At 71.5% G+C, this 19,417-nt stretch carries 18 protein-coding genes and 1 pseudogene; 6 read left to right on the forward strand and 13 right to left on the reverse strand.

The window, feature by feature from the left end; translation table 11 throughout:
• Positions 1-44 precede the first annotated feature (44 nt).
• On the forward strand, positions 45-467 hold the full coding sequence (locus tag ACFYR0_RS03750; protein ID WP_389321970.1) for an acyl-CoA thioesterase: 423 nt from the start codon (positions 45-47) through the stop codon (positions 465-467).
• A 160-nt stretch (positions 468-627) separates the two neighbouring features.
• A complete protein-coding gene (locus tag ACFYR0_RS03755) occupies positions 628-1,233 on the forward strand; it encodes a 3'-5' exoribonuclease domain-containing protein (RefSeq protein ID WP_389321513.1) in 606 nt (201 codons plus the stop codon).
• On the opposite strand, the pseudogene ACFYR0_RS03760 reads toward ACFYR0_RS03755, so the two are convergent.
• From ACFYR0_RS03760 to ACFYR0_RS03790, 7 genes and pseudogenes are all read right to left on the reverse strand, one after another.
• Positions 1,196-1,600: pseudogene (locus ACFYR0_RS03760) on the reverse strand (solute carrier family 23 protein); the annotation flags it as partial. The gene ACFYR0_RS03755 and the pseudogene ACFYR0_RS03760 overlap by 38 nt on opposite strands.
• A gap of 181 nt (positions 1,601-1,781) precedes the next feature.
• Positions 1,782-3,161, reverse strand: a complete 1,380-nt coding sequence (locus tag ACFYR0_RS03765; RefSeq protein WP_389321515.1) for an 8-oxoguanine deaminase — start codon at positions 3,159-3,161, stop codon at positions 1,782-1,784.
• A 173-nt stretch (positions 3,162-3,334) separates the two neighbouring features.
• Positions 3,335-4,282 (reverse strand): factor-independent urate hydroxylase, encoded by a 948-nt coding sequence (gene pucL / locus ACFYR0_RS03770; protein ID WP_389321517.1) that lies wholly within the window; start codon positions 4,280-4,282, stop codon positions 3,335-3,337.
• A gap of 4 nt (positions 4,283-4,286) precedes the next feature.
• Positions 4,287-4,688 (reverse strand): hydroxyisourate hydrolase, encoded by a 402-nt coding sequence (gene uraH / locus ACFYR0_RS03775; protein ID WP_389321519.1) that lies wholly within the window; start codon positions 4,686-4,688, stop codon positions 4,287-4,289.
• Between the two features lie 2 nt (positions 4,689-4,690).
• On the reverse strand, positions 4,691-5,200 hold the full coding sequence (gene uraD / locus ACFYR0_RS03780) for a 2-oxo-4-hydroxy-4-carboxy-5-ureidoimidazoline decarboxylase (protein ID WP_389321521.1): 510 nt from the start codon (positions 5,198-5,200) through the stop codon (positions 4,691-4,693).
• Positions 5,201-5,383: 183 nt separating this feature from the next.
• The gene (locus tag ACFYR0_RS03785; protein ID WP_389321972.1) at positions 5,384-5,695 is read right to left on the reverse strand and encodes a helix-turn-helix domain-containing protein; all 312 of its coding nucleotides are present in this window, start codon (positions 5,693-5,695) and stop codon (positions 5,384-5,386) included.
• Positions 5,696-5,742: 47 nt separating this feature from the next.
• The gene (locus ACFYR0_RS03790) at positions 5,743-5,994 is read right to left on the reverse strand and encodes a hypothetical protein (RefSeq protein WP_389321523.1); all 252 of its coding nucleotides are present in this window, start codon (positions 5,992-5,994) and stop codon (positions 5,743-5,745) included.
• Positions 5,995-6,154: 160 nt separating this feature from the next.
• Between ACFYR0_RS03790 and ACFYR0_RS03795 the strand changes: the two genes are divergently transcribed.
• The 3 genes from ACFYR0_RS03795 (at position 6,155) to ACFYR0_RS03805 (ending at position 9,139) form a co-directional block, all read left to right on the forward strand.
• Positions 6,155-6,994, forward strand: coding sequence for a TIM barrel protein (locus tag ACFYR0_RS03795; protein ID WP_389321525.1), 840 nt, complete (start codon positions 6,155-6,157; stop codon positions 6,992-6,994).
• Between the two features lie 30 nt (positions 6,995-7,024).
• On the forward strand, positions 7,025-7,918 hold the full coding sequence (locus ACFYR0_RS03800; RefSeq protein ID WP_389321527.1) for a 2-hydroxy-3-oxopropionate reductase: 894 nt from the start codon (positions 7,025-7,027) through the stop codon (positions 7,916-7,918).
• Between the two features lie 978 nt (positions 7,919-8,896).
• Complete coding sequence (locus tag ACFYR0_RS03805) at positions 8,897-9,139, forward strand: hypothetical protein (RefSeq protein WP_389321529.1); 243 nt, start codon at positions 8,897-8,899, stop codon at positions 9,137-9,139.
• Between the two features lie 75 nt (positions 9,140-9,214).
• Here the strand turns inward: ACFYR0_RS03805 and gcl are convergent, their stop codons facing one another.
• Complete coding sequence (gcl, locus tag ACFYR0_RS03810) at positions 9,215-10,999, reverse strand: glyoxylate carboligase (RefSeq protein WP_389321531.1); 1,785 nt, start codon at positions 10,997-10,999, stop codon at positions 9,215-9,217.
• A 224-nt stretch (positions 11,000-11,223) separates the two neighbouring features.
• On the opposite strand from gcl, the gene ACFYR0_RS03815 reads away from it, so the two are divergent.
• Positions 11,224-11,907 carry a hypothetical protein gene (locus ACFYR0_RS03815; protein WP_389321533.1) on the forward strand — a complete coding sequence of 228 codons (684 nt, stop codon included), beginning with the start codon at positions 11,224-11,226 and terminating at the stop codon, positions 11,905-11,907.
• An 81-nt stretch (positions 11,908-11,988) separates the two neighbouring features.
• On the opposite strand, the gene ACFYR0_RS03820 is transcribed toward ACFYR0_RS03815, so the two are convergent.
• The 5 genes from ACFYR0_RS03820 to ACFYR0_RS03840 form a co-directional block, all read right to left on the reverse strand.
• Complete coding sequence (locus ACFYR0_RS03820; protein WP_389321535.1) at positions 11,989-13,101, reverse strand: lytic polysaccharide monooxygenase; 1,113 nt, start codon at positions 13,099-13,101, stop codon at positions 11,989-11,991.
• Positions 13,102-13,459: 358 nt separating this feature from the next.
• Positions 13,460-14,596 (reverse strand): cellulose binding domain-containing protein, encoded by a 1,137-nt coding sequence (locus ACFYR0_RS03825; RefSeq protein ID WP_389321537.1) that lies wholly within the window; start codon positions 14,594-14,596, stop codon positions 13,460-13,462.
• Between the two features lie 289 nt (positions 14,597-14,885).
• Positions 14,886-15,911 carry a LacI family DNA-binding transcriptional regulator gene (locus tag ACFYR0_RS03830; protein ID WP_389321539.1) on the reverse strand — a complete coding sequence of 342 codons (1,026 nt, stop codon included), beginning with the start codon at positions 15,909-15,911 and terminating at the stop codon, positions 14,886-14,888.
• A 67-nt stretch (positions 15,912-15,978) separates the two neighbouring features.
• Positions 15,979-17,589, reverse strand: coding sequence for an AMP-binding protein (locus tag ACFYR0_RS03835; protein ID WP_389321541.1), 1,611 nt, complete (start codon positions 17,587-17,589; stop codon positions 15,979-15,981).
• Positions 17,586-19,253: an AMP-binding protein gene (locus ACFYR0_RS03840; RefSeq protein ID WP_389321543.1), complete on the reverse strand. Its 1,668-nt coding sequence runs from the start codon at positions 19,251-19,253 to the stop codon at positions 17,586-17,588. The genes ACFYR0_RS03835 and ACFYR0_RS03840 overlap by 4 nt, the downstream gene beginning before the upstream one ends.
• Positions 19,254-19,417 lie beyond the last annotated feature (164 nt).

Here is a 19,417-nt window from a genome sequence, read left to right on the forward strand (position 1 = left end):
CACAGAGTGTCTGCCGCCGACGAGGGGGAACAGTGAACGAGTCAGTGAACGAGCCGTTCTCGGTGCCGGTGACCGTCCGCGGCTACGAGACCGACACCCAGGGCCACCTGAACCAGGCGGTCTATCTCAACTACGCCGAGCACGCCCGCTGGTCGCTGCTCCAGGCGGCCGGTATCCGCCAGGCCGACCTGGTGGGCCGGGGCGTCGGCCCGGTGGCGCTGGAGACGACCATCCGCTACCGCCGCGAACTGCTCGCCGGTGACGAGGTCGAGGTGACCTGCGCCTTCCTGTGGGGCGAGGGCAAGACGTTCCGGATCGCGCAGACCATCCGCAAGGCGGACGGCACCGTCGCGGCGGAGATCGAGGCCGTCGGCGGCCTGATGGACCTCGCCGCCCGCCGCCTGGTCGCCGACCCGCGCGAACACTTCAAGGAACTGGCCTCGGACCCGGCGCTGTTCGGTCTCTAGGTCCTGTCGTCGAATTCGCCAGGCGGACGGGACGTCGTCCACAGGCCTCAGGGCCCCGAGGACGACGTTCGCCCGCCGGGTCCGGTCCGCGCCGAGTACCGCGCCCGCGCGGAGAATCTCGGATGCGCGGGCCGCCGATGGCCTGCGATGCTGCGGGCCCATGGCATCACGTCGTATCAAACCGAGCCTTTACATCTCCGTCGACATCGAGGCGGACGGCCCGATCCCCGGCCCCTACTCCATGCTGAGCCTGGGCGCGGCGGTGGCCGGGACGCAGGACGCCGACGGGTTCACCGCGGCCGACCCCGAGAAGCAGACCTTCTACCGTGAACTGCGGCCCGTCAGCGAGGACTTCGTGCCCGAGGCGCTGGCGGTGAGCGGTCTCGACCGGGAGCGGCTCAGTGCCGAGGGCGCCGAACCGGCCGTCGCGCTGGCCGAGTTCAGCGACTGGGTCCACGAGGTGAGTGCCGGGGCGCAGCCGGTGATGTGCGGCTACCCGGCGTCGTACGACTGGACGTTCCTGTACTGGTACCTGATCCGTTTCACCGGCCGAAGCCCGTTCGGGCACTCGGGATGCATGGACATGAAGACCCTGTTCGCCACGAAGGCCGGGCTGCCGCTGCGGGCGGTGGTGAAGGGGACCATGCCCCGGGAACTGCTCTCACGGCGCCGCCATACGCATCACGCGCTGGACGACGCCGTGGAGCAGGCCGAGCTGTTCGCGAACCTTATGAGGTGGCCGGGGCCCGGGCCGGCGCGGGACTGAGCTCCTCGCCCGCCTCCATCGGGTGGGTGACGTCATGGGCGTCGCGGCCCCTGCCGAGGTGGTTGAGGACGAGGTTCGGCAGGACCGCCGCGACACAGCCGGTGGAGATGCCGGAGCCGAGGACGGTCCTCGCGGTCTCCGGGAAGGCGCGGTAGAACTCCGGCTCCGTGATCGGGATGATCCCGACGGCCAGGGAGACGGCCACGATCAGGACGTTGTCGTCCTTGTCCGGACCGGCCCTGACCAGCGTCCGGATGCCGCTGGAGGCGACCGGGCCGGACAGCACCACACCCGCGCCGCCGAGGACCGGGCGCGGCACGACCGCGATGGGCGAGGCGGCGACGGGGCACAGCCCCGTCAGGACCACGGTCGGCACGTCGGCTCTGACGCGGGTTTCAGGGAGGTGGTGCTCGCGGTCGTGGGGGACGGGAGACCGTCCCGGGGCGCACGCGTGCCGCACACGCCCCGGGGACGGCCGCCGTGGACCCCGCTCGGGTCCACGGCCACCGGACGGGAGCCGTCCCTCCCGGCCGGAGATCATCGACTGGTCAGCCCTGGGCGGCGATCCGTGCCAGCCGCCGCGCCTCGTCCCGGGTGGAGCGGGCGATCGCGTCCTCGTCGATGGTGAGCAGACGGCCGTTCCCGACGATCTGCGTGCCGTTCACGAAGGAGGCGGTGACCGGGGCCGCCGCGCCGAAGACCAGGGCGGTCACCGGGTCGGCGATGGAGGCGTGGGCGAGGGTGTCCAGCTTCCACAGCACCAGGTCGGCGAGCTTGCCCGGCTCCAGGGAGCCGATCTCGGCCGCGCGGCCGAGCACCTGGGCGCCGCCGTACGTCCCGAGGCGCAGCGCCTGTCGGGCGTTGAGCGCGGCCTCGCGGCGGGCGCCCAGCCGGTTGATCAGCAGGGCGTTGCGCAGCTCGGTGTGGAGTTCGCCGGACTCGTTGGAGGCGGTGCCGTCGACGCCGAGGCCCACGGGGACGCCGGCGGCGAGCATGTCGGGGACGCGGGCGATGCCCGCCGCGAGCCGGGCGTTGGAGGACGGGCAGTGGGCCACCCCGGTCCTCGTGCGGGCGAAGGCGGCGATGTCGGAGTCGTTCATATGGACGCAGTGGGCCATCCACACGTCCTCCCCGAGCCAGCCGGTGGACTCGAAGTAGTCGGTCGGGCCCATGCCGAACAGCTCGTGGCAGAACTTCTCCTCCTCCACCGTCTCCGAGCCGTGGGTGTGCATGCGCACCCCGAGGCGGCGGGCGAGTTCGGCGCCCTGCCTGAGCAGTTCGGTGGAGATGGAGAACGGGGAGCAGGGGGCGACGGCGACCTGGGTCATCGCGCCGAAGGAGGCGTCGTGGTGCTGCGCGACGGTCTCCTCGGTCGCGGTGAGGGCGCCCTCCAGGGTCTCCACGGCGAAGTCCGGCGGCAGGCCGCCGTCCTTCTCGCTGCGGTCCATGGAGCCGCGGGCGAGGGTGAAGCGGACGCCCATGTCGCGGGCGGCGCCGATGATCGCGCCGGACAGGTCGCCGGAGTTCCGCGGGTAGACGTAGTGGTGGTCCATGGCGGTGGTGACGCCGCCGCGGGCCATCATGGCCAGCGAGCCCTGCGCGGCCGCGCGGACCATCTGCTCGTCGATGCGCGCCCAGGTGGGGTAGAGGGCGACGAGCCAGTCGAAGAGGTTGTGGTCGGTGGCCAGACCGCGGGTGATCCACTGGTAGAAGTGGTGGTGGGTGTTGACCAGGCCGGGGGTGACCAGATGCCCGGTGGCGTCGATACGGCGGACGACGTTCTCCAGGCCCTCGGGGGCCCGGCCCGCGCCTAGCGACTCGATACGGTTGTCCGCGACGACGACGTGACCCGTGGCGTACTCGGTGTCGCTCGCGTCCACGGTCGCGATCGAACAGTTCTCGATGACGATGCGCTGGGCTGCTGCCATGGTTCGCCCCTTTTCACGATGGTGCGCTCGGTTGGGAGGGCACGGCAGGACCCCGGAGGATTTGAGTGCCGCGGCCGGGGGGCCGGAAGGGCCCGCCCGCCCGGCCGCGGGTGCCGAAATTCAGTTGCCGGCTTACAGGTTGGTGAAGGCCACCGGGAACGCGGTCGCCCCGCCTACAGGTTGGTGAGGTCCACCGGGATCCTCGGCTCGCAGCCGTCCCGCAGGACGGTCGCCTCGATCAGGCCGTAGGGCCGGTCGGCTGCGTAGTAGACCTCGTTGTCGTTCTTGAGGCCGAACGGCTCCAGGTCCACCAGGAAGTGGTGCTTGTTCGGCAGGGAGAAGCGGACCTCGTCTATCTCGCTGCGGTTGTTGATGATGCGCGAGCCCATCTGGTACAGCGTCTGCTGGAGCGAGAGCGAGTAGGTCTCGGCGAAGGCCTGGAGCATGTGCTTCCTCGTCTGCTCGTAGGACTTCTCCCAGTCGGGCATCTTCTGCTCGTCGTCGGTCCAGTTGAACCGCCAGCGGCCCGACACCTGGGTGGCCAGGATGCGGTCGTGTGTCTCCTTCAGGGTCGTGTACCTGTCCTTGACGTAACCCCAGAACTCGGAGTCGGTCGAGTTCATCACGACCAGGTCCTTCAGACCGGAGACGACCTCCCACGACGAGCCGTCGTAGGTGACCTGGGTGACGCGGACCTCCTGGCCCTCGCGTACGAAGGAGTGCTTGACCTCGTCGGCGCCGTTGAACCTCGAGTTGGCGTCCGAGGTCGCGATGCGCTCCCAGGAGTACTCCTCGATGCGGATGCGCGCCCGGTAGATCGGCTCCTGCGAGGTGACGAAGTGGCGGGCGAGGTGGATGCCGAACTGCTCGGCGGACTCGATCCCGTGCTCCTTGGCGAACGCGAACACCGTGTTCTTGGTGGTGTCGGTCGGCAGGACGTTGGCGTTGGAGCCGGAGTAGTGGACCTCGTCCATGTCGCCGCTCAGCGCCACGGACACGTTCAGGTCCTTGATGTGATGGGTGGCGCCGTCCCGCGTGATCTTGACGACCCGGTTCTCGGCCTTGCCGTACTGGTTCTGTCCGAGCATCACAGGCTGCCCGGGGCGGGAATTGGTGGTCATCTAGCTAGCTCCCTCGGTAAACGGAGTAGCCGAACGGGTTGAGCAGCAGCGGTACGTGATAGTGCTCCCCGGGGTTCACGGCGAAGGTGATCGCCACCTCGGGGAAGAACACGGCACCGCTGTCCCGGTTCGCGGGGGCGTCCTGCTGCGCATCGGCTTGCTTCTTCGCAGATTCCTCGAAGTACGGCTCCACCGCGAAGTCGAGCCGTACCTGGGTCGTCCCCTCCGGCAGGTCCGGAAGGTCCTTGCACCGGCCGTCGGCGTCGGTCGCGGAACCGCCGAGCGCCCGCCAGTCCGCCTGGCGCCCTGTGCGGGCGGAGAGCAGGACGGCGACGCCCTCGGCGGGGCGGCCGACGGAGGTGTCCAGGATGTGCGTGGACACGGAGGCGGTGGTGCTGGTGCTCATGCTCAGGCGTCCTCTTCGACGAGTCGGGCCAGTCGGATGCGGTTGATCTTGCCCAGCTCGGTGCGCACGGTCTCGCGCTCCCGCTCCGGCGAGTTGCCGATCCGCTCCCTGACCGCGTCGCGCATTTGCTCGCCGGTCCTCCCGGAGGCGCAGATGAGGAAGACATGGCCGAACCTCTCCTGGTACGCCAGGTTCAGTTCGAGCATCTCCGCCCTGAGCTCCTCGGACGCGCCGGCCATGCCGCGCTGCTCGCGCGCCGAGGTCGGGTCGCCGGGCTTCGGGCGGCCGATCGGCGGATGGCCGGCCATCGCCTCGGCGAGGTCCTCGGCGCCCAGCTCGGCCATGGCGGCGTCACTCGCGGCGTAGAGGTCGTCGGGGGCGGTGTACGGGCGGGCGGCGAGAAGCCGTCGCACCCACGCCGTGGAGGCGCACGCCTCGTGGAGCGCGGCGAAGGCCGCGTCCTCCCCGAGGGTGTTGAACCGGGCCAGGCCCGGCGTGGAAGTGGAAGTCACGGGAGCCTCCGTGGCCGGAGACCGGCCTTCGTGCTGAACGGGCTGCGGACAGCTAACGCCCTCCGAAACGTCACGTCAACACTTTGTTGAAAATTCCGGGTTACGGAACCGGGCCCCCCGGGCGGCCCCGGCCCCGCCCCACCGGATCGGACCTTCCCGCCCCGGACCGGGCCCCTCCGCCGATCAGGCGTCCTTGTCGCGGTTCAGATAGTTGTAGACGGTGAACCGGCTGACGCCGAGGGCGCTCGCCACCGTCTCCACACCGTGCCGTACGGCGAAGGCGCCCCGCGCCTCCAGGATCCGTACGACCTCCTGCTTGGCCTTGCGGTCCAGGTCGGCGAGCGGCTTGCCCTTCTTGCGCTCCATCGCGGCCAGGATGTGGTCCAGCGAGTCGGCGAGCTGAGGCAGCCGCACGGCGACGACGTCCGCCCCCTCCCAGGAGAGCACGACATCGTCCGGGCCCGCCTCGTCCGGCGGGACCAGGGCGCCGCCCATGGCGTCGACCAGCGGTTTCACCGCCGCGATGAAGGGCTCGTCCGTGCTCACTCGGCGCCCTCCGCGATCACGTTGACCTGGAGCGAGACCCGGGTGGCGCCCGCGTCCAGGGACTTGCGCAGCAGCGCGTCCACCGCGGCGAGCACCGCGTCGGCACCGCCCTCCGCGGTGTTGCCGAAGGGGCCGACGTCCACCGCGTCCAGCTCCGCCGCCTCGATCACCGCACGGGCGGCCAGCGCGTGCGCCGGGGCCTCGTCGAGGTCGAACGGTTCGGTCGTGAACTCCACTCTCAATCGCACGCGCACAACCTAACGCGCGGTGACGTCCCCGGCGGCCCCTCTCGCCCGACCACTCCCGCCGACCCCTCTTGACAAGCCGCGACACCCGACGGCAGTCTTCCAATAAGCAGAAAACAACTTCCGCAATACGGAATCTCGACACGGAAGGAGCGCGGCCCCCATGGGATTCGACGACCAGCGCTTCAACGTCAACCTGTCGATCCTCTTCACGGAACTGCCGCTCCTGGAGCGCCCCGCGGCCGCCGCCGCGGCCGGCTTCACCGCGGTCGAGCTGTGGTGGCCCTGGATCGACACCCCGGCCCCCGGACGGTCCGAGCTCGACGGCCTGAGGAAGGCCGTCGAGGACGCGGGCGTACAGCTCACGGGCCTGAACTTCTACGCCGGTCGGTTGCCCGGCCCGGACCGCGGCGCCCTGTCGGTGCCCGGCGAGGAGTCCGAGCGCTTCCGCGCCAACGTCGAGGTGGCGGCCGGTTTCGCCCAGTCCCTCGGCTGCACGGCCCTCAACGCCCTGTACGGCAACCGCGTCGCGGGCGTCGACCCGGCCGAGCAGGACGCGCTGGCGCTGGAGAACCTGGCGCTCGCGGCACGGGCGGCCGACCGGATCGGCGCGGTCCTGTTGATCGAGGCGCTGAACCGGCCCGAGTCGCCGGCGTACCCCCTGGTGAGCGCGCCGGCCGCGGTGGCGGTCGTGGACCGGGTCAACGAGGCCACCGGCCTCGGCAACGCCCGCTTCCTCATGGACCTCTACCACCTGGCCATGAACGGCGAGGACCTGCCCTCGGTGATCGAGGCGCACGCCGCGAAGACCGGGCACGTCCAGATCGCCGACAACCCCGGCCGCGGCGCCCCGGGCACCGGCTCACTCCCCCTCGCGGACCTGCTCGGCCGGCTCCGCAAGGCCGGTTACGACGGCTGGGTCGGCCTCGAGTACAAGCCGGGCGACCGCCCGAGCGCCGAGGCCTTCGACTGGCTGCCCGCCGAGGCCCGCGCGGCCCGCTGACCACCACCGCTTCCCAGAAAGGCCCTCACCGTGAGCAACACCCTTCCCAAGATCGCCTGGATCGGCCTCGGCATCATGGGCTCCCCCATGTCCGAGAACCTGATCAAGGCCGGGTACCAGGTCACCGGCTTCACCCTGGAGCAGGACAAGCTGGACCGGCTGGCCGCCGCCGGCGGGACCGCGGCCGGTTCGATCGCAGAGGCGGTCGCGGACGCCGATGTGATCGTCACGATGGTCCCCGCCTCCCCGCAGGTCGAGGCGATCTCCTACGGCCCCGCGGGCATCCTGGAGAACGCCCGCCCCGGCGCCCTGCTGATCGACATGTCCTCGATCACCCCGCAGACCTCCGTCGACCTGGCCGCGGCCGCCCGCGACAAGGGCGTCCGCGTCCTGGACGCCCCGGTCTCCGGCGGCGAGGCCGGTGCCGTCGAGGCCGTGCTGTCCATCATGGTGGGCGGCGCGCAGGCCGACTTCGACGAGGCCCGGCCGGTCTTCGACGCCCTCGGCCGGACCGTCGTGCTGTGCGGTCCGCACGGCTCGGGCCAGACCGTGAAGGCCGCCAACCAGCTGATCGTCGCCGTGAACATCCAGGCGTGCGCCGAGGCCGTGGTCTTCCTGGAGAAGTCGGGCGTGGACCTCAAGGCCGCGCTGGACGTCCTGAACGGCGGCCTGGCGGGCTCGACCGTGCTGACGCGCAAGAAGGACAACTTCCTCGCCCGCGACTTCAGGCCGGGCTTCCGGATCGACCTGCACCACAAGGACATGGGCATCGTCACCGACGCCGCCCGCAACGTCGGCGCGGCCCTGCCGGTCGGCGCGGTCGTCGCCCAGCTCGTGGCGTCGCTGCGCGCCCAGGGCGACGGCGGACTGGACCACTCGGCCCTGCTCCGGGCCGTCGAGCGCCTGTCCGGCGCCCAGGTCTGACCGGCGCCCGACCCCAGACTTCCGGGCGGCGCCGCCGCCGACACCTGTCCTGTCGCGCCCAGGCGGGGGCGCCGCCCGGAATCAGAACCCCGCTCACTTCCACGCCGCCGATCCCGAGTACGGGCGACGGGTGGAGGAGGCGGTCCGCGCGCTGCGCGAGGACCGACCTCGACAGACCGCGTCCGGGCCTCGACGGGAGGTCGGGTTCGGGCGCACGGCCCGCGGCGCCGGTGATCCGGATGAGGGGTGATCGCCGGTGGTGCGGGCGGGGCGTGGGCCGCGGCGGAGTGCGAGCCAGTGCGGTGGTGAGGGTGCGGGTGTCTCCTCTTGACCTGAGGGAGGAGGGGCCCGGAGCCGTCGCACCCGTCGCGGTCCCGGTTCTTGCCCACCAGACTCCGTCCGGCGGCGCGAATGTCCTGTCGCGCCCAGCCTCGTGCCGTCGGGCGGCCATATCTCTCCGAACGCGCCGGCGGCCCCCGCCTCCGGCGCGTTCAGCCGTCCCCCGAACCGGCACCACCCCCGGCCCCGGGCCGCTCGCCCCCTTCGCGCAGTTCCCCACGCCCCTTGAGAACCGGGTGCCTTCCGCCGTCCTTCGAGTGCGGGCCGTCCCCTGTTGCTCGCGCAGTTCCCCGCGCCCCTATGGGCCGCGGTGGGTTGTTCCCTCGGAGCAGGTGTGGGGCGCTGCCCGCCGGCACCCGGCAACGGCGAGAACCCCACTCAGGGGCGCGGGGAACTGCGCGAACAGCCCACCACAGCCCGCACACGACAGGCGGCCGTCACCCACCCGAAGGGGCGCGGGGAACTGCGCGAGAACCCACCACCACCCGCGCACAACGAACGACAGCCACCCCGCCCGAAGGGGCGCGGGGAACTGCGCGAGAACCCATCACAGCCCGCGCACGACGTACGACGGCCACGCACCCGAAAGGGCCGCGGCGCGCGGTCGCGCCGTGGGGGGTGGCGGGGGAAGCTGGAGGCATGGCGCGCCACCCACGACCCCCGCACCCGCACGTCGTGGTGCACCCCCCGGCCCTCGACGGCTCCCGGAGGGTCACCGCCGACGACCACCCCCTCGGAGTCGCCTCACACCTCGACGACGTCGTCGAGATCCTGCGGCTCGCCGACCTGGACCGGATCGAGGTCGAGGAGGAGGACTTCATCGAGTGGCAGGGCGGCGGCCCGGAGGACTGGCCGGGACTGTCCGAGCACGACGTCCCGTAGACACGGCGAAGCAGACACGTCGAAGGGCCCGCGCGAAACCGCGCGGGCCCTTCGACGCGGCCAGGTGGTCAGACGTCAGACCTTCAGGGGCCTGATCGCCGTCGGCGCGTGCCCCGGCTCCGTGGCGACGTCCTCGAACTCCACGACATTGCCGATGTCGTTCGTGCCGGACATGGAGATGTTGGTGACCCGCTCCAGGATCGCCTCGACGACCACCGGCACCCGGTACTCGGCGGCGAGCTTCTTGGCCTCCTCGAAGGCCGCCCCCAGCTCCGCCGGGTCGGTCACCCGGATCGCCTTGCAGCCGAGCCCCTCGGCGACCTTGACATGGTCGACGCCGTACACGCCCAGCTCGGGCGAGTTGATGTTCTCGAACTCCAGCCTGACCTGGAAGTCGATGTCGAACGCCCGCTGGGCCTGGCGGATCAGGCCGAGATAGGCGTTGTTCACCAGGACATGGACGTACGGGATCCTGTGCTGGGCGCCGACGGCCAGTTCCTCGATCATGAACTGGAAGTCGTAGTCCCCGGAGAGGGCGACGACGGACGCCTGCGGGTCGGCCTTGGCGACGCCGAGCGCGGCGGGGACGGTCCAGCCGAGAGGGCCCGCCTGCCCGCAGTTGATCCAGTGGCGGGGGCGGTAGACGTGCAGCATCTGCGCGCCGGCGATCTGGGAGAGCCCGATCGTGGTGACGTAGCGCGTCTCGGGGCCGAAGGCCTTGTTCATCTCCTCGTACACGCGCTGCGGCTTGATCGGGATGTCGTCGAAGTGCGTACGCCGCAGCAGGGTGGCCTTGCGCTCCTGCGCGGACGCCGCCCAGGCGGAGCGGTCGGGCAGCTCGCCGGCCGCCTTCGACTCCCGCGCCGCCTCGACGAACAGCCTCAGCGCCGCCTTGGCGTCGGAGGCGATGCCGTAGTCGGGCGCGAAGATCCTGCCGATCTGGGTGGGCTCGACGTCGACGTGGACGAACTTGCGGCCGGCCGTGTACACGTCCAGCCTGCCGGTGTGCCGGTTGGCCCAGCGGTTGCCGATGCCGAGGACGAAGTCGGACTCCAGGAAGGTCGCGTTGCCGTAGCGGTGCGAGGTCTGGAGGCCGACCATGCCGGCGTTCAGCTCGTGGTCGTCGGGGAGGGTGCCCCAGCCCATCAGGGTCGGCACGACCGGGATGCCGGTCAGTTCGGCGAACTCCACCAGCAGATCGCTCGCGTCGGCGGAGACGACACCGCCGCCGGCCACGATCAGCGGGCGCTCGGCGGCGTTGAGCATGCCGAGCGCCTTCTCGATCTGGGCGCGGGTCGCGGCCGGCCGGTAGACGGGCAGCGGCTCGTACGTCTCGGGGTCGAACTCGATCTCGGTGAGCTGGACGTCGATCGGCAGGTCGATCAGGACCGGCCCGGGACGGCCGGAGCGCATCAGGTGGAACGCCTGCTGGAAGACACCGGGGACCTGGGCGGCCTCCAGGACGGTGATCGCCATCTTGGTGACCGGTTTGGCGATGGAGGCGATGTCGACCGCCTGGAAGTCCTCCTTGTGGATCACCGCGGTCGGCGCCTGGCCGGTGATGCACAGGATCGGTATCGAGTCACCGAGGGCGGAGTACAGGCCGGTGATCATGTCGGTGCCGGCCGGGCCCGAAGTGCCGACGCACACGCCGATGTTGCCGGGGTGGGTGCGGGTGTAGCCCTCGGCCATGTGCGAGGCGCCCTCGACATGGCGGGCGAGGGTGTGCGTCACGCCCCCGGCGGCCTCGAGCGCCGCGTAGAAGGGGTTGATCGCCGCGCCCGGGACACCGAACGCGTCGGTGACGCCCTCGCGCTTGAGGATCTCGACTGCCGCGCGGGCAGCGGTCATACGAGCCATGGAGTACTCCTGCTTCGGCTGTCGGACGGTCTCTCCGTCGCGCCCCGCGATGAGACCCTTCCGCGCTTCATCCGCAACGTTTTCCACATTGCGGAAAATATTTTCTACTATCTGGAATCAATCTAGAGGGAGGGGTGAAGCCCGTCAAGACACGGACAGGAGGGGGCCGTCGGGAGGACGATGGGTGCGCCGAGCCGACGTGCGTCACGTCCTGGAGTGACCCGATGCCCCGTTCCCTCCCTCTGCGCTGCCCCGCCTGCCGTCGCGAGCACCTCTACGCGGCGCAGAGCTACCCCTGCGCCTGCGGAGCACCGGTCGCGCCCGCGCTGGACCCGGGCGCGCACGCCGTGGCCGTACCGCACCGGATCTGGGAGGAGGAGTGGCTCACCCTGTGCTGCGCCGCCTGCGGACGCCGCTCGCAGTGGCCGCGGCCTGAACTGGGCTGCCCGTGCGGAACGGTGCTGAGGGTCCCGGTGGCCGAGGAGGACCCCGCGCGGCCGCCCGCCGCCGCGCCCGCCCGCGCCGCCCGCCCCGCCTTCCAGCCGGTCACCATCCGCACCGCGCGCGACGCGGTCACGGCCGCCGCCCTCTATCTGCGCTGGCTCGGCTACCGGGGCATACGCCGCGCCGACCAGCGCCCGCCCTCCGGCATCGGCCTCGCCGCGCGCGGCCTGGTCGCCCAGGTCGACCCGACCGTACGCCCGGCCTGTCCGCGGGACGTGGAGTGCCTGTGGCTCACGGCGATGACGGAGTCCGCGGGCTGCGCCTACTTCTCCCTGGCCGGGTACGACCCCGAGGCCCGGACCCGTGCCGACGCCCTCGGCGTCCCGCTGTTCGTCCTCGACCTCACGGGCACCCCGCAGCCGGTGAACGACCACGCCGACGCGCTCGCCCACCGCGGCCGCTGACACCGCCGCACATACGAAGGCGCCGGCCCCCGGAGTACGGGAGCCGGCACCGTACGGTCCGGCGGGGCGTTCGGCGAGGTGTCAGGGATCGACGCAGGTGACGGAGCCGACGGGGAAGTCGTTGCCCGTCGAGGTGGCGGTGAAGCCGAAGGTGACGCTGCCGTTCGCGGCGATGGTCCGGTTGTAGGCGGCGTTCGAGACCGTGAGCGTGCCGTCGGAGCCGGTGGCGAGGGTGCCGTTCCAGAGGTTGCTGATCCTGGTGCCGGCGCCCGGCTGCCAGCGCACGGCCCATCCGTCACGTGGTGTGCCGCCGTGGTTCATCACCTCGACCGAACCCTGGAAGCCACCGCTCCAGGAGTTCGTCACCGAGTAGACGGCCATGCAGCCGGTGTGCGGATCGGTGGGAGTGGGGGTCGGGGTGGGCGTCGGAGTCGGGGTCGGGGTGGGGGTGGGGGTGGGGGTGGGCGTGCCCACCGAGCCGCGGATGCCGGTCACCTCGCCGTTGCCGCCGTCGAAGACGATGTCGGAGCAGGAGAAGAAGTTCTCCTGGCTGTCCGAGCGCACCCACTGGACGAACAGCACGGCGTCACCGGAGCGGCCCGAGGGCAGTCGCAGGTCCCAGTAGTAGTGGCCGGACTCGGTGCCCGGGGACCCCGACTGGGGCGGGTTGGTGACGGTCTGGATCAACTCCAGGTCGTCCCAACCCAGTTCGGTCGAGGGCGAGTACCCGGCCTTGGACACGTACACCCGGAACGAGCCCGGGTGCGCGGCCCAGTTGCTGTACCGGACCTTCAGCGACGCACCGGAGGTCAGATGCGTCCGCGGCCAGTCGGAGCGGGCCGCGTTGTAGCCGGTGAAGTTGTACGGCGAACGGTCACCGGCGCTGCACAGCTTGCCGTCGGGCACATAACCGGCCCCGCGGCCGCCCGCGTTGGAGTCGAGCACGGCGAACCAGTTGTAGAGCGCGGTCGCGCCGCTCTCGGCGAGCGCTGCCTTGCACGCCGGGTTCGTCGGGTCCAGGCTGCCGGTGCTCGTGCGCGCGTCCAGATAGCAGAGGTAGGTGCGCGAGCCGGGCGTCATGGCCACGCCGTGGGCCTGCGCGCTGTTCTGCCCGAGCAGGGCGAGGCCGAGCCCACCGAGCAGGGTGGCCAGCACCGCCAGTAAGGAAAGTGATCGTCTGCTGCGTAGAGCCATGGTGTCTCCTGTCGGGTAGGGGTGGGTCTCCTCCGGAGTGTTCGGGCCCGCCGGGGGCGGGGTTTCGGGGGCACGGCCGGTTCAGGCGGCCGCGCGGGGCGGGGCGGGCGCGAAGGTGACGACAGGTCCCGGGAGCGTCGTCCGGTGGGGCCCGGAGGGGTGGAGCGGGGGATGATGCGTGCGGGGGTGCTCGGGGTGGTGCGCTCCGGGGTCCGCCCTGTCGGCGCAGGGAAGGCGGCGGACCCCGGAGCGGGACGGGGCGGCGCGGGCCCGGGCACTGGCGGGCCGCGCGACGCGGATCTGCGCGACGCGGGCCGACGGCGGGGGATCCGCCCGGCCCGGATCCGCCCGGCGCGGGTCAGGCGACCGAGCAGGCCGTGCCGTTCAGGGTGAAGCCGGACGGCTTGGCGAAGGCGCCGCCGTAGGTGCCCTGGAAGCCGAAACTCTGGGTTCCGGCGGGCGCGATCCGGGCGTTGTGCGCCACGTTCGCCGCCGTGAGGGCGCCCGAGGAACCGGACAGGGCCGCGTTCCAGGAGTTGGTGACGCGCTGCCCGGAGGGCAGGGTGAAGCCGAGCCGCCAGCCGTCGACGGGGGCCGTACCGCTGTTGCGGACGGTGACGTCGGCCGTGAAGCCGCCCGGCCAGACGTTGGTGGCGTACGTCACCGCGCAGGCCGTGGCCGGGTCGCCGGGGCCGCCCGGATCGCCGGGGCCGGAGCCGGTGTTGACGCTGGAGGAGAAGGAGTTGACGGCGAGCCCGGCGCCGTTCTGCCAGGGCTCGAAGCCCGCCTGGATACTGGTGAGGTACCAGTTGTTCTGTGCCATGCCCCGTGCGACGGTCTGGTCGACGAAGTCCATGACGTCGAAGGTCCAGCTGCCGATGGCCGAGGGCGCGACGAACGAGATCACGTCGTTGGAGCCGTTGCTGCCGGTCCACACCTCCCAGGAGCGCCCGCCGACGGTCGCCGTGCCCGTCCGGGAGCCGATCGGCTGGATCGGGCCCACCCGGTTGAACCAGATCATGATCTCGGTCCGGTTCACCCCGTCGGTGCGCGGCGTCGGGTCCAGCCAGATGTCGTACGAGGCGTTGTACACGGCGTCGGCGACATAGCCGTAGGAGATGCTGGTGGGCGCGTCCGCGATGGCGCCGATCTGCGCGGGGAGGTCGGTGCCGGGCGAACAGTTGGTGTAGTGGCAGCCGTTGAAGACGGACGGGTACGACTTCGGGGCGCCGTTCGTGGAGACCGAGCCGTCGGCCCGGGTGATCCGGAAGCCGGTGTCGCCGGCCGTGACGCACTGGGGGGCGCTGGTGCCCCAGCGGTTGTTCTGGACGACGTAGCGTCCCTGGATCACGGTCGATCCGAACTGTTCGCAGACCGTGGTGTCGGCCTGGGCGGGGGCCGAGACACCGAGGAGCGCCGCCAGGGTGGCGAGCGTGGTGAGGAGCGCGCCGGACAGGGCGCGGACGGTGCGGAGGCTGTGCGGTGACGATCGCATGCGGGGGCCTCTCTGCGCGGGTGGGGGACTCGGCAGGTACTGCGGATCTTCGGGAGCGCTCCCGCCTCCCCACTGATGGGAGCGCTCCCATTTCATCGGTTTCGGTCGCGACTGTAGGAGCCCGCTCATGCCCCTGACAACCTGTCGGACAGGAATCCGTCGACGGTTTCTCGAAGTGCCAGTTCAGCGGGAGGAGTTCGGCCCACCGTTCAACCCGCGCTCCACGAAGTCGAATTGGGAGCGCTCCCCGAATGACCATGGACGGAAACCCCAGGAGTCCCAGGGGTGTTCAGGCCGAGTCGCGGACCACCAGGCGGGTGCGCAGGACGACGTGCCGCCAGGCGACCTCAGGCTGCTCCATCTCCTCCAGCAGCAGCCGGACCATCGCGCGGCCGATCTCCTCCAGCGGCTGGCGGACCGTGGTGAGCGGCGGCACGGTGTGCCGGGCGAGCTGGAAGTCGTCGAAGCCTACGACCGCGACGTCGCCGGGCACCTCGCGGCCGGCCTCGCGCAGCACGGCGAGGGCACCGGCGGCCATGGTGTCCGAGGCGGCGAGCACCCCGTCCACCTCCGGGTGGCGTTCCAGGAGCTCGGCCATCGCCCGGCGGCCGCTCGCCTCGGTGAAGTCGCCCTCGGCGGTCCAGGAGTCGTCGGTGGTCAGCCCGGCCTCGGCGAGGGCCTGTCGATGACCGCGCAGCCGGCAGCGGGCGACGTACATGTCGAGCGGTCCGGTGATCGCCGCTATCGACCGCCGGCCGCCGCGCACCAGATGGGCGACCGCCTCCCGGGCGCCGCCCACGTTGTCGGCGTCCACATAGGTGACCCGTTCGTCGCCGGAGCGGCGGCCCAGCAGCACCGTGGGCAGACCCGCCTCGGCGAGCATGTCGGGCAGCCGGTCGTCGGCGCGCAGGGACATCAGCAGCACACCGTCCACCCGGCCGCCGCGCGCGTACTCGACGAACCGCCGCCGTTCGGCGTCCGAGCGCACCAGGGTGAGCAGGAGCTGTACGCGGGTGTCGGCGAGGGCGTCGCCGATGGACCGGACGACCTCGGAGAAGAACGGCTCGCCGAACAGCCGCCAGTCCCGCTCGGTCATCACCAGGGCCACGGCGTCGGCCCGCCGCCCGGCCAGCGAACGGGCCGCCAGATTGGGCACATAGCCCAGCTCCGCGATGGCCCGCTGCACGGCACGGCGGGTCGACTCCTTGACGCCCGACTCGTTGTTGACGACACGGGAGACCGTGCCGCGCCCGACCCCGGCGCGAGCGGCCACCTCCTCCAGCGTGGGCGTCGCGACGAGTCGCCGTCTGACCATGCTCACCCCCCAAGGGCGTCCGATCTTACGGGGAAGGGGCCCCCGGCGACCGAACGCCCCGTGGGACTCAGTCGCTGTAGCGCCGGCGCAGTTCGACCTTGCGGACCTTGCCGGAGACCGTCATCGGGAAGGTGTCGAGCAGTCGGAGTCGGCTGGGGATCTTGTAGTGGGCGAGCCGGCCCTCGCAGAAGGCGCGCAGTTCGTCCAGGGTGAGGGGGTCGCCGGCGTCGCGGGCGATGACGCAGGCCAGGACCTCCTCGCCGTAGCGCTCGTGGGGGACGCCGACCACCTGGACGTCGGCGATCTTGGGGTGGGCGTGGAGGAACTCCTCGATCTCGCGCGGGTAGATGTTCTCGCCGCCCCGGATGATCATGTCCTTGATGCGGCCGACGATCTCGACGTAGCCGTCCTCGCGCATCGTGGCGAGGTCACCGGTGTGCATCCAGCGGCCGGGGTCGATCGCCTCGGCGGTCTTCTCGGGCTCGTCCCAGTAGCCGAGCATCACGCTGTAGCCGCGGGTGCACAACTCGCCCGCCGTCCCCCGGGGTCGGGTGGTCCCGGTCACGGGGTCGACGACCTTCACCTCGATGTGCGGCAGGACCCGGCCGACGGTCGCGGTGCGGTGTTCCAGGTCGTCGTCCATGCGGGTCTGGAGCGAGACCGGGGAGGTCTCGGTCATGCCGTAGCAGATGGAGACCTGCTCCATGTGCATCTCGGCGACCACCCGCTTCATCACCTCCACCGGGCAGGGCGAGCCCGCCATGATGCCGGTGCGCAGGCTCGAGAGGTCGTAGGCGGCTAAGTCGGGGAGGTTCAGCTCCGCGATGAACATGGTCGGGACGCCGTACAGGGAGGTGCACCGCTCGCGCTGGACCGCCTCCAGCGTGGCCGCGGCGTCGAAGGAGGGCGCGGGGATCACGATGCAGGCGCCGTGCGAGGTGGCCGCCAGATTGCCCATGACCATGCCGAAGCAGTGGTAGAAGGGCACCGGTACGCAGACGCGGTCCTGCTCGGTGTAGCCGATCGACTCGCCCACGAAATAGCCGTTGTTGAGGATGTTGTGGTGGGAGAGGGTGGCGCCCTTGGGGAAGCCGGTGGTGCCCGAGGTGTACTGGATGTTGATGGGGTCGTCGCAGGACAGCTCGCCCGCGCGGAGGTGGAACTCCTCGTACAGGTCGGGCGTGCCGCGCCGCAGCAGGTCGTCCCAGCTTGGGTCCCCGAAGTAGACGGTCTCCCTCAACAGGGGGCAGTTGCCCCGGACTTCCTCGACCATGGCCCGGTAGTCGCTGGTCTTGTGGCCGAGGGAGGCGAAGAGGAGGGAGATCCCGGCCTGGTTGAGCACGTACTCGGCCTCGTGCGTGCGGTAGGCCGGGTTGATGTTCACCATGATCGCGCCGATGCGGGCGGTGGCGTACTGGACGAGCACCCACTCCGCGCAGTTGACCGCCCAGATGCCCACCCGGTCGCCCTTGGCGACGCCGCTCGCGAGCAGGGCGTACGCCAGCCGTTCGACGTCGGAGGTGAACCGGGCGTACGTCCAGCGCCGCCCGGAGGGCACGTCGACCAGTGCCTCGCGGTCGGGCCAGGCGGCGGCCGCCCGGTCGAGGTTCGCGCCGATGGTGTCGCCGAGCAGCGGGGTGCCGCTCACGCCGTGGGTGTAGGAGTCGGGTGAGCTCACCGGAAGTCCTCCTCGCGGTACTCGGCGTCCGATCCGGCCGCGGTGGCCTCGCGCAGCTCGATGCGGCGGATCTTGCCGGAGACGGTCTTGGGCAGCGCGGCGAACTCCAGCCGGCGGACGCGCTTGTAGGGGGCGAGTGTCTGACGGGAGTGCTCGAACAGCACCTTGGCGATGTCGGGGCCCGGCTCCCAGCCCTCCGCGAGGACGACGTACGCCTTCGGGACCGCGAGGCGCAGTTCGTCCGGCGCGGGGACGACGGCGGCCTCGGCGACGGCCTCGTGCTCCAGCAGGGCGCTCTCCAGTTCGAAGGGGGAGATCTTGTAGTCGGAGGCCTTGAAGACGTCGTCGCTGCGCCCGATGTAGGTCAGATAGCCGTCCTCGTCGCGGGAGGCGACGTCCCCGGTGCGGTAGTAGCCGTCCGCCATGGCCTCGGCGGTGCGGTCGGGGTCGCCGTGGTAGCCGGTCATCAGGCCGGCCGGGCGGGCGGCCAGGTCGAGCGCGATCTCCCCCTCGGTGCCGCCGGGGGCGCCGGTGACGGGGTCGAGCAGTTCGACGCGGAAGCCGGGGCTGGGGCGGCCCATGGAACCGGTCTTCAGCGGCTGGCCGGGGCTGTTGGAGACCTGTACGGCGGTCTCGGTCTGGCCGAAGCCGTCCCGGACGGTGACGCCCCAGGTCCGCCGGACCTGCTCGATGACCTCGGGGTTCAGGGGCTCCCCCGCGGCGACGGCCTCGCGCGGCGGGGTGGCGAGCTGGGTGAGGTCGGCCTGGATGAGCATGCGCCACACGGTCGGCGGCGCGCAGAAGGTGGTGACGCCCGCGCGGTCCATCTCCGCCATCAGCCGGGCGGCGTCGAAGCGGGTGTAGTTGTACACGAACACGGTCGCCTCGGCGTTCCAGGGCGCGAAGAGGTTGGACCAGGCGTGCTTGGCCCAGCCGGGCGAGGAGATGTTCAGATGCACGTCGCCGGGGGTGAGGCCGATCCAGTACATGGTGGCCAGGTGGCCGACGGGGTACGAGGTGTGGGTGTGCTCGACGAGCTTGGGGCGGGCGGTGGTGCCGGAGGTGAAGTAGAGCATCAGGGTGTCGTCGGCCCGGGTGGGGCCGTCGGGGGTGAAGGCGGCGGGGGCGGCGTAGGCCTCCTCGTAGGCGTGCCAGTCGCCACCGGTGCCGCCGACCGCGATCCGGGTCCAGCCGCCGGGCACCTCGGTGAACTTCCCGGTGTCCTCGGCCCGCGTGATCACATGGCGGACCTGTCCGCGCTCGACGCGGTCGCGCAGGTCGACGGGGCCCAGCAGCGGGGTGGCGGGGATGACGACGGCGCGCAGTTTCATCGCGGCGAGGGCGGTCTCCCACAGCTCCGCCTGGTTGCCGAGCATGACCAGGACGCGGTCGCCGGCGGCGACGCCGAGGCCGCGCAGCCAGTTCGCGACCCGGTCGGAGCGGTCGGAGAGCTCGGCGAAGGAGAGCAGCGTCTCGGTGCCGTCCTCCTCGACGATGTGCAGGGCGGTGCGGTCGTTGCCGTCCGCGATGTGGTCGAACCAGTCGAGTGCCCAGTTGAACTGCTCGGGGCGCGGCCAGGTGAAGCCGTCGTACGCCGTGGCGTAGTCCTCGCGGTGCGCCAGCAGGAAATCCCGCGCGCTGCGGAAGTCCTCGGTCGCCGTCATCGGTCCTCCTTCGGTTCCGGCTTCGGCTCGGGCCATTGCCGGGCGGCTCTTTGTCATCGTGTAATCCGTGATGCAGGTCTCACTACCCCCGAACGGGGGTGTGCGCCGCGAGGTTGCGGCGCGGGTCCGTCCGGCGGATCGGGACGCGTGGGGACGTACCGGCT

It is taken from the genome of Streptomyces sp. NPDC005017, from assembly GCF_042873115.1.
GTDB lineage: Bacteria > Actinomycetota > Actinomycetes > Streptomycetales > Streptomycetaceae > Streptomyces.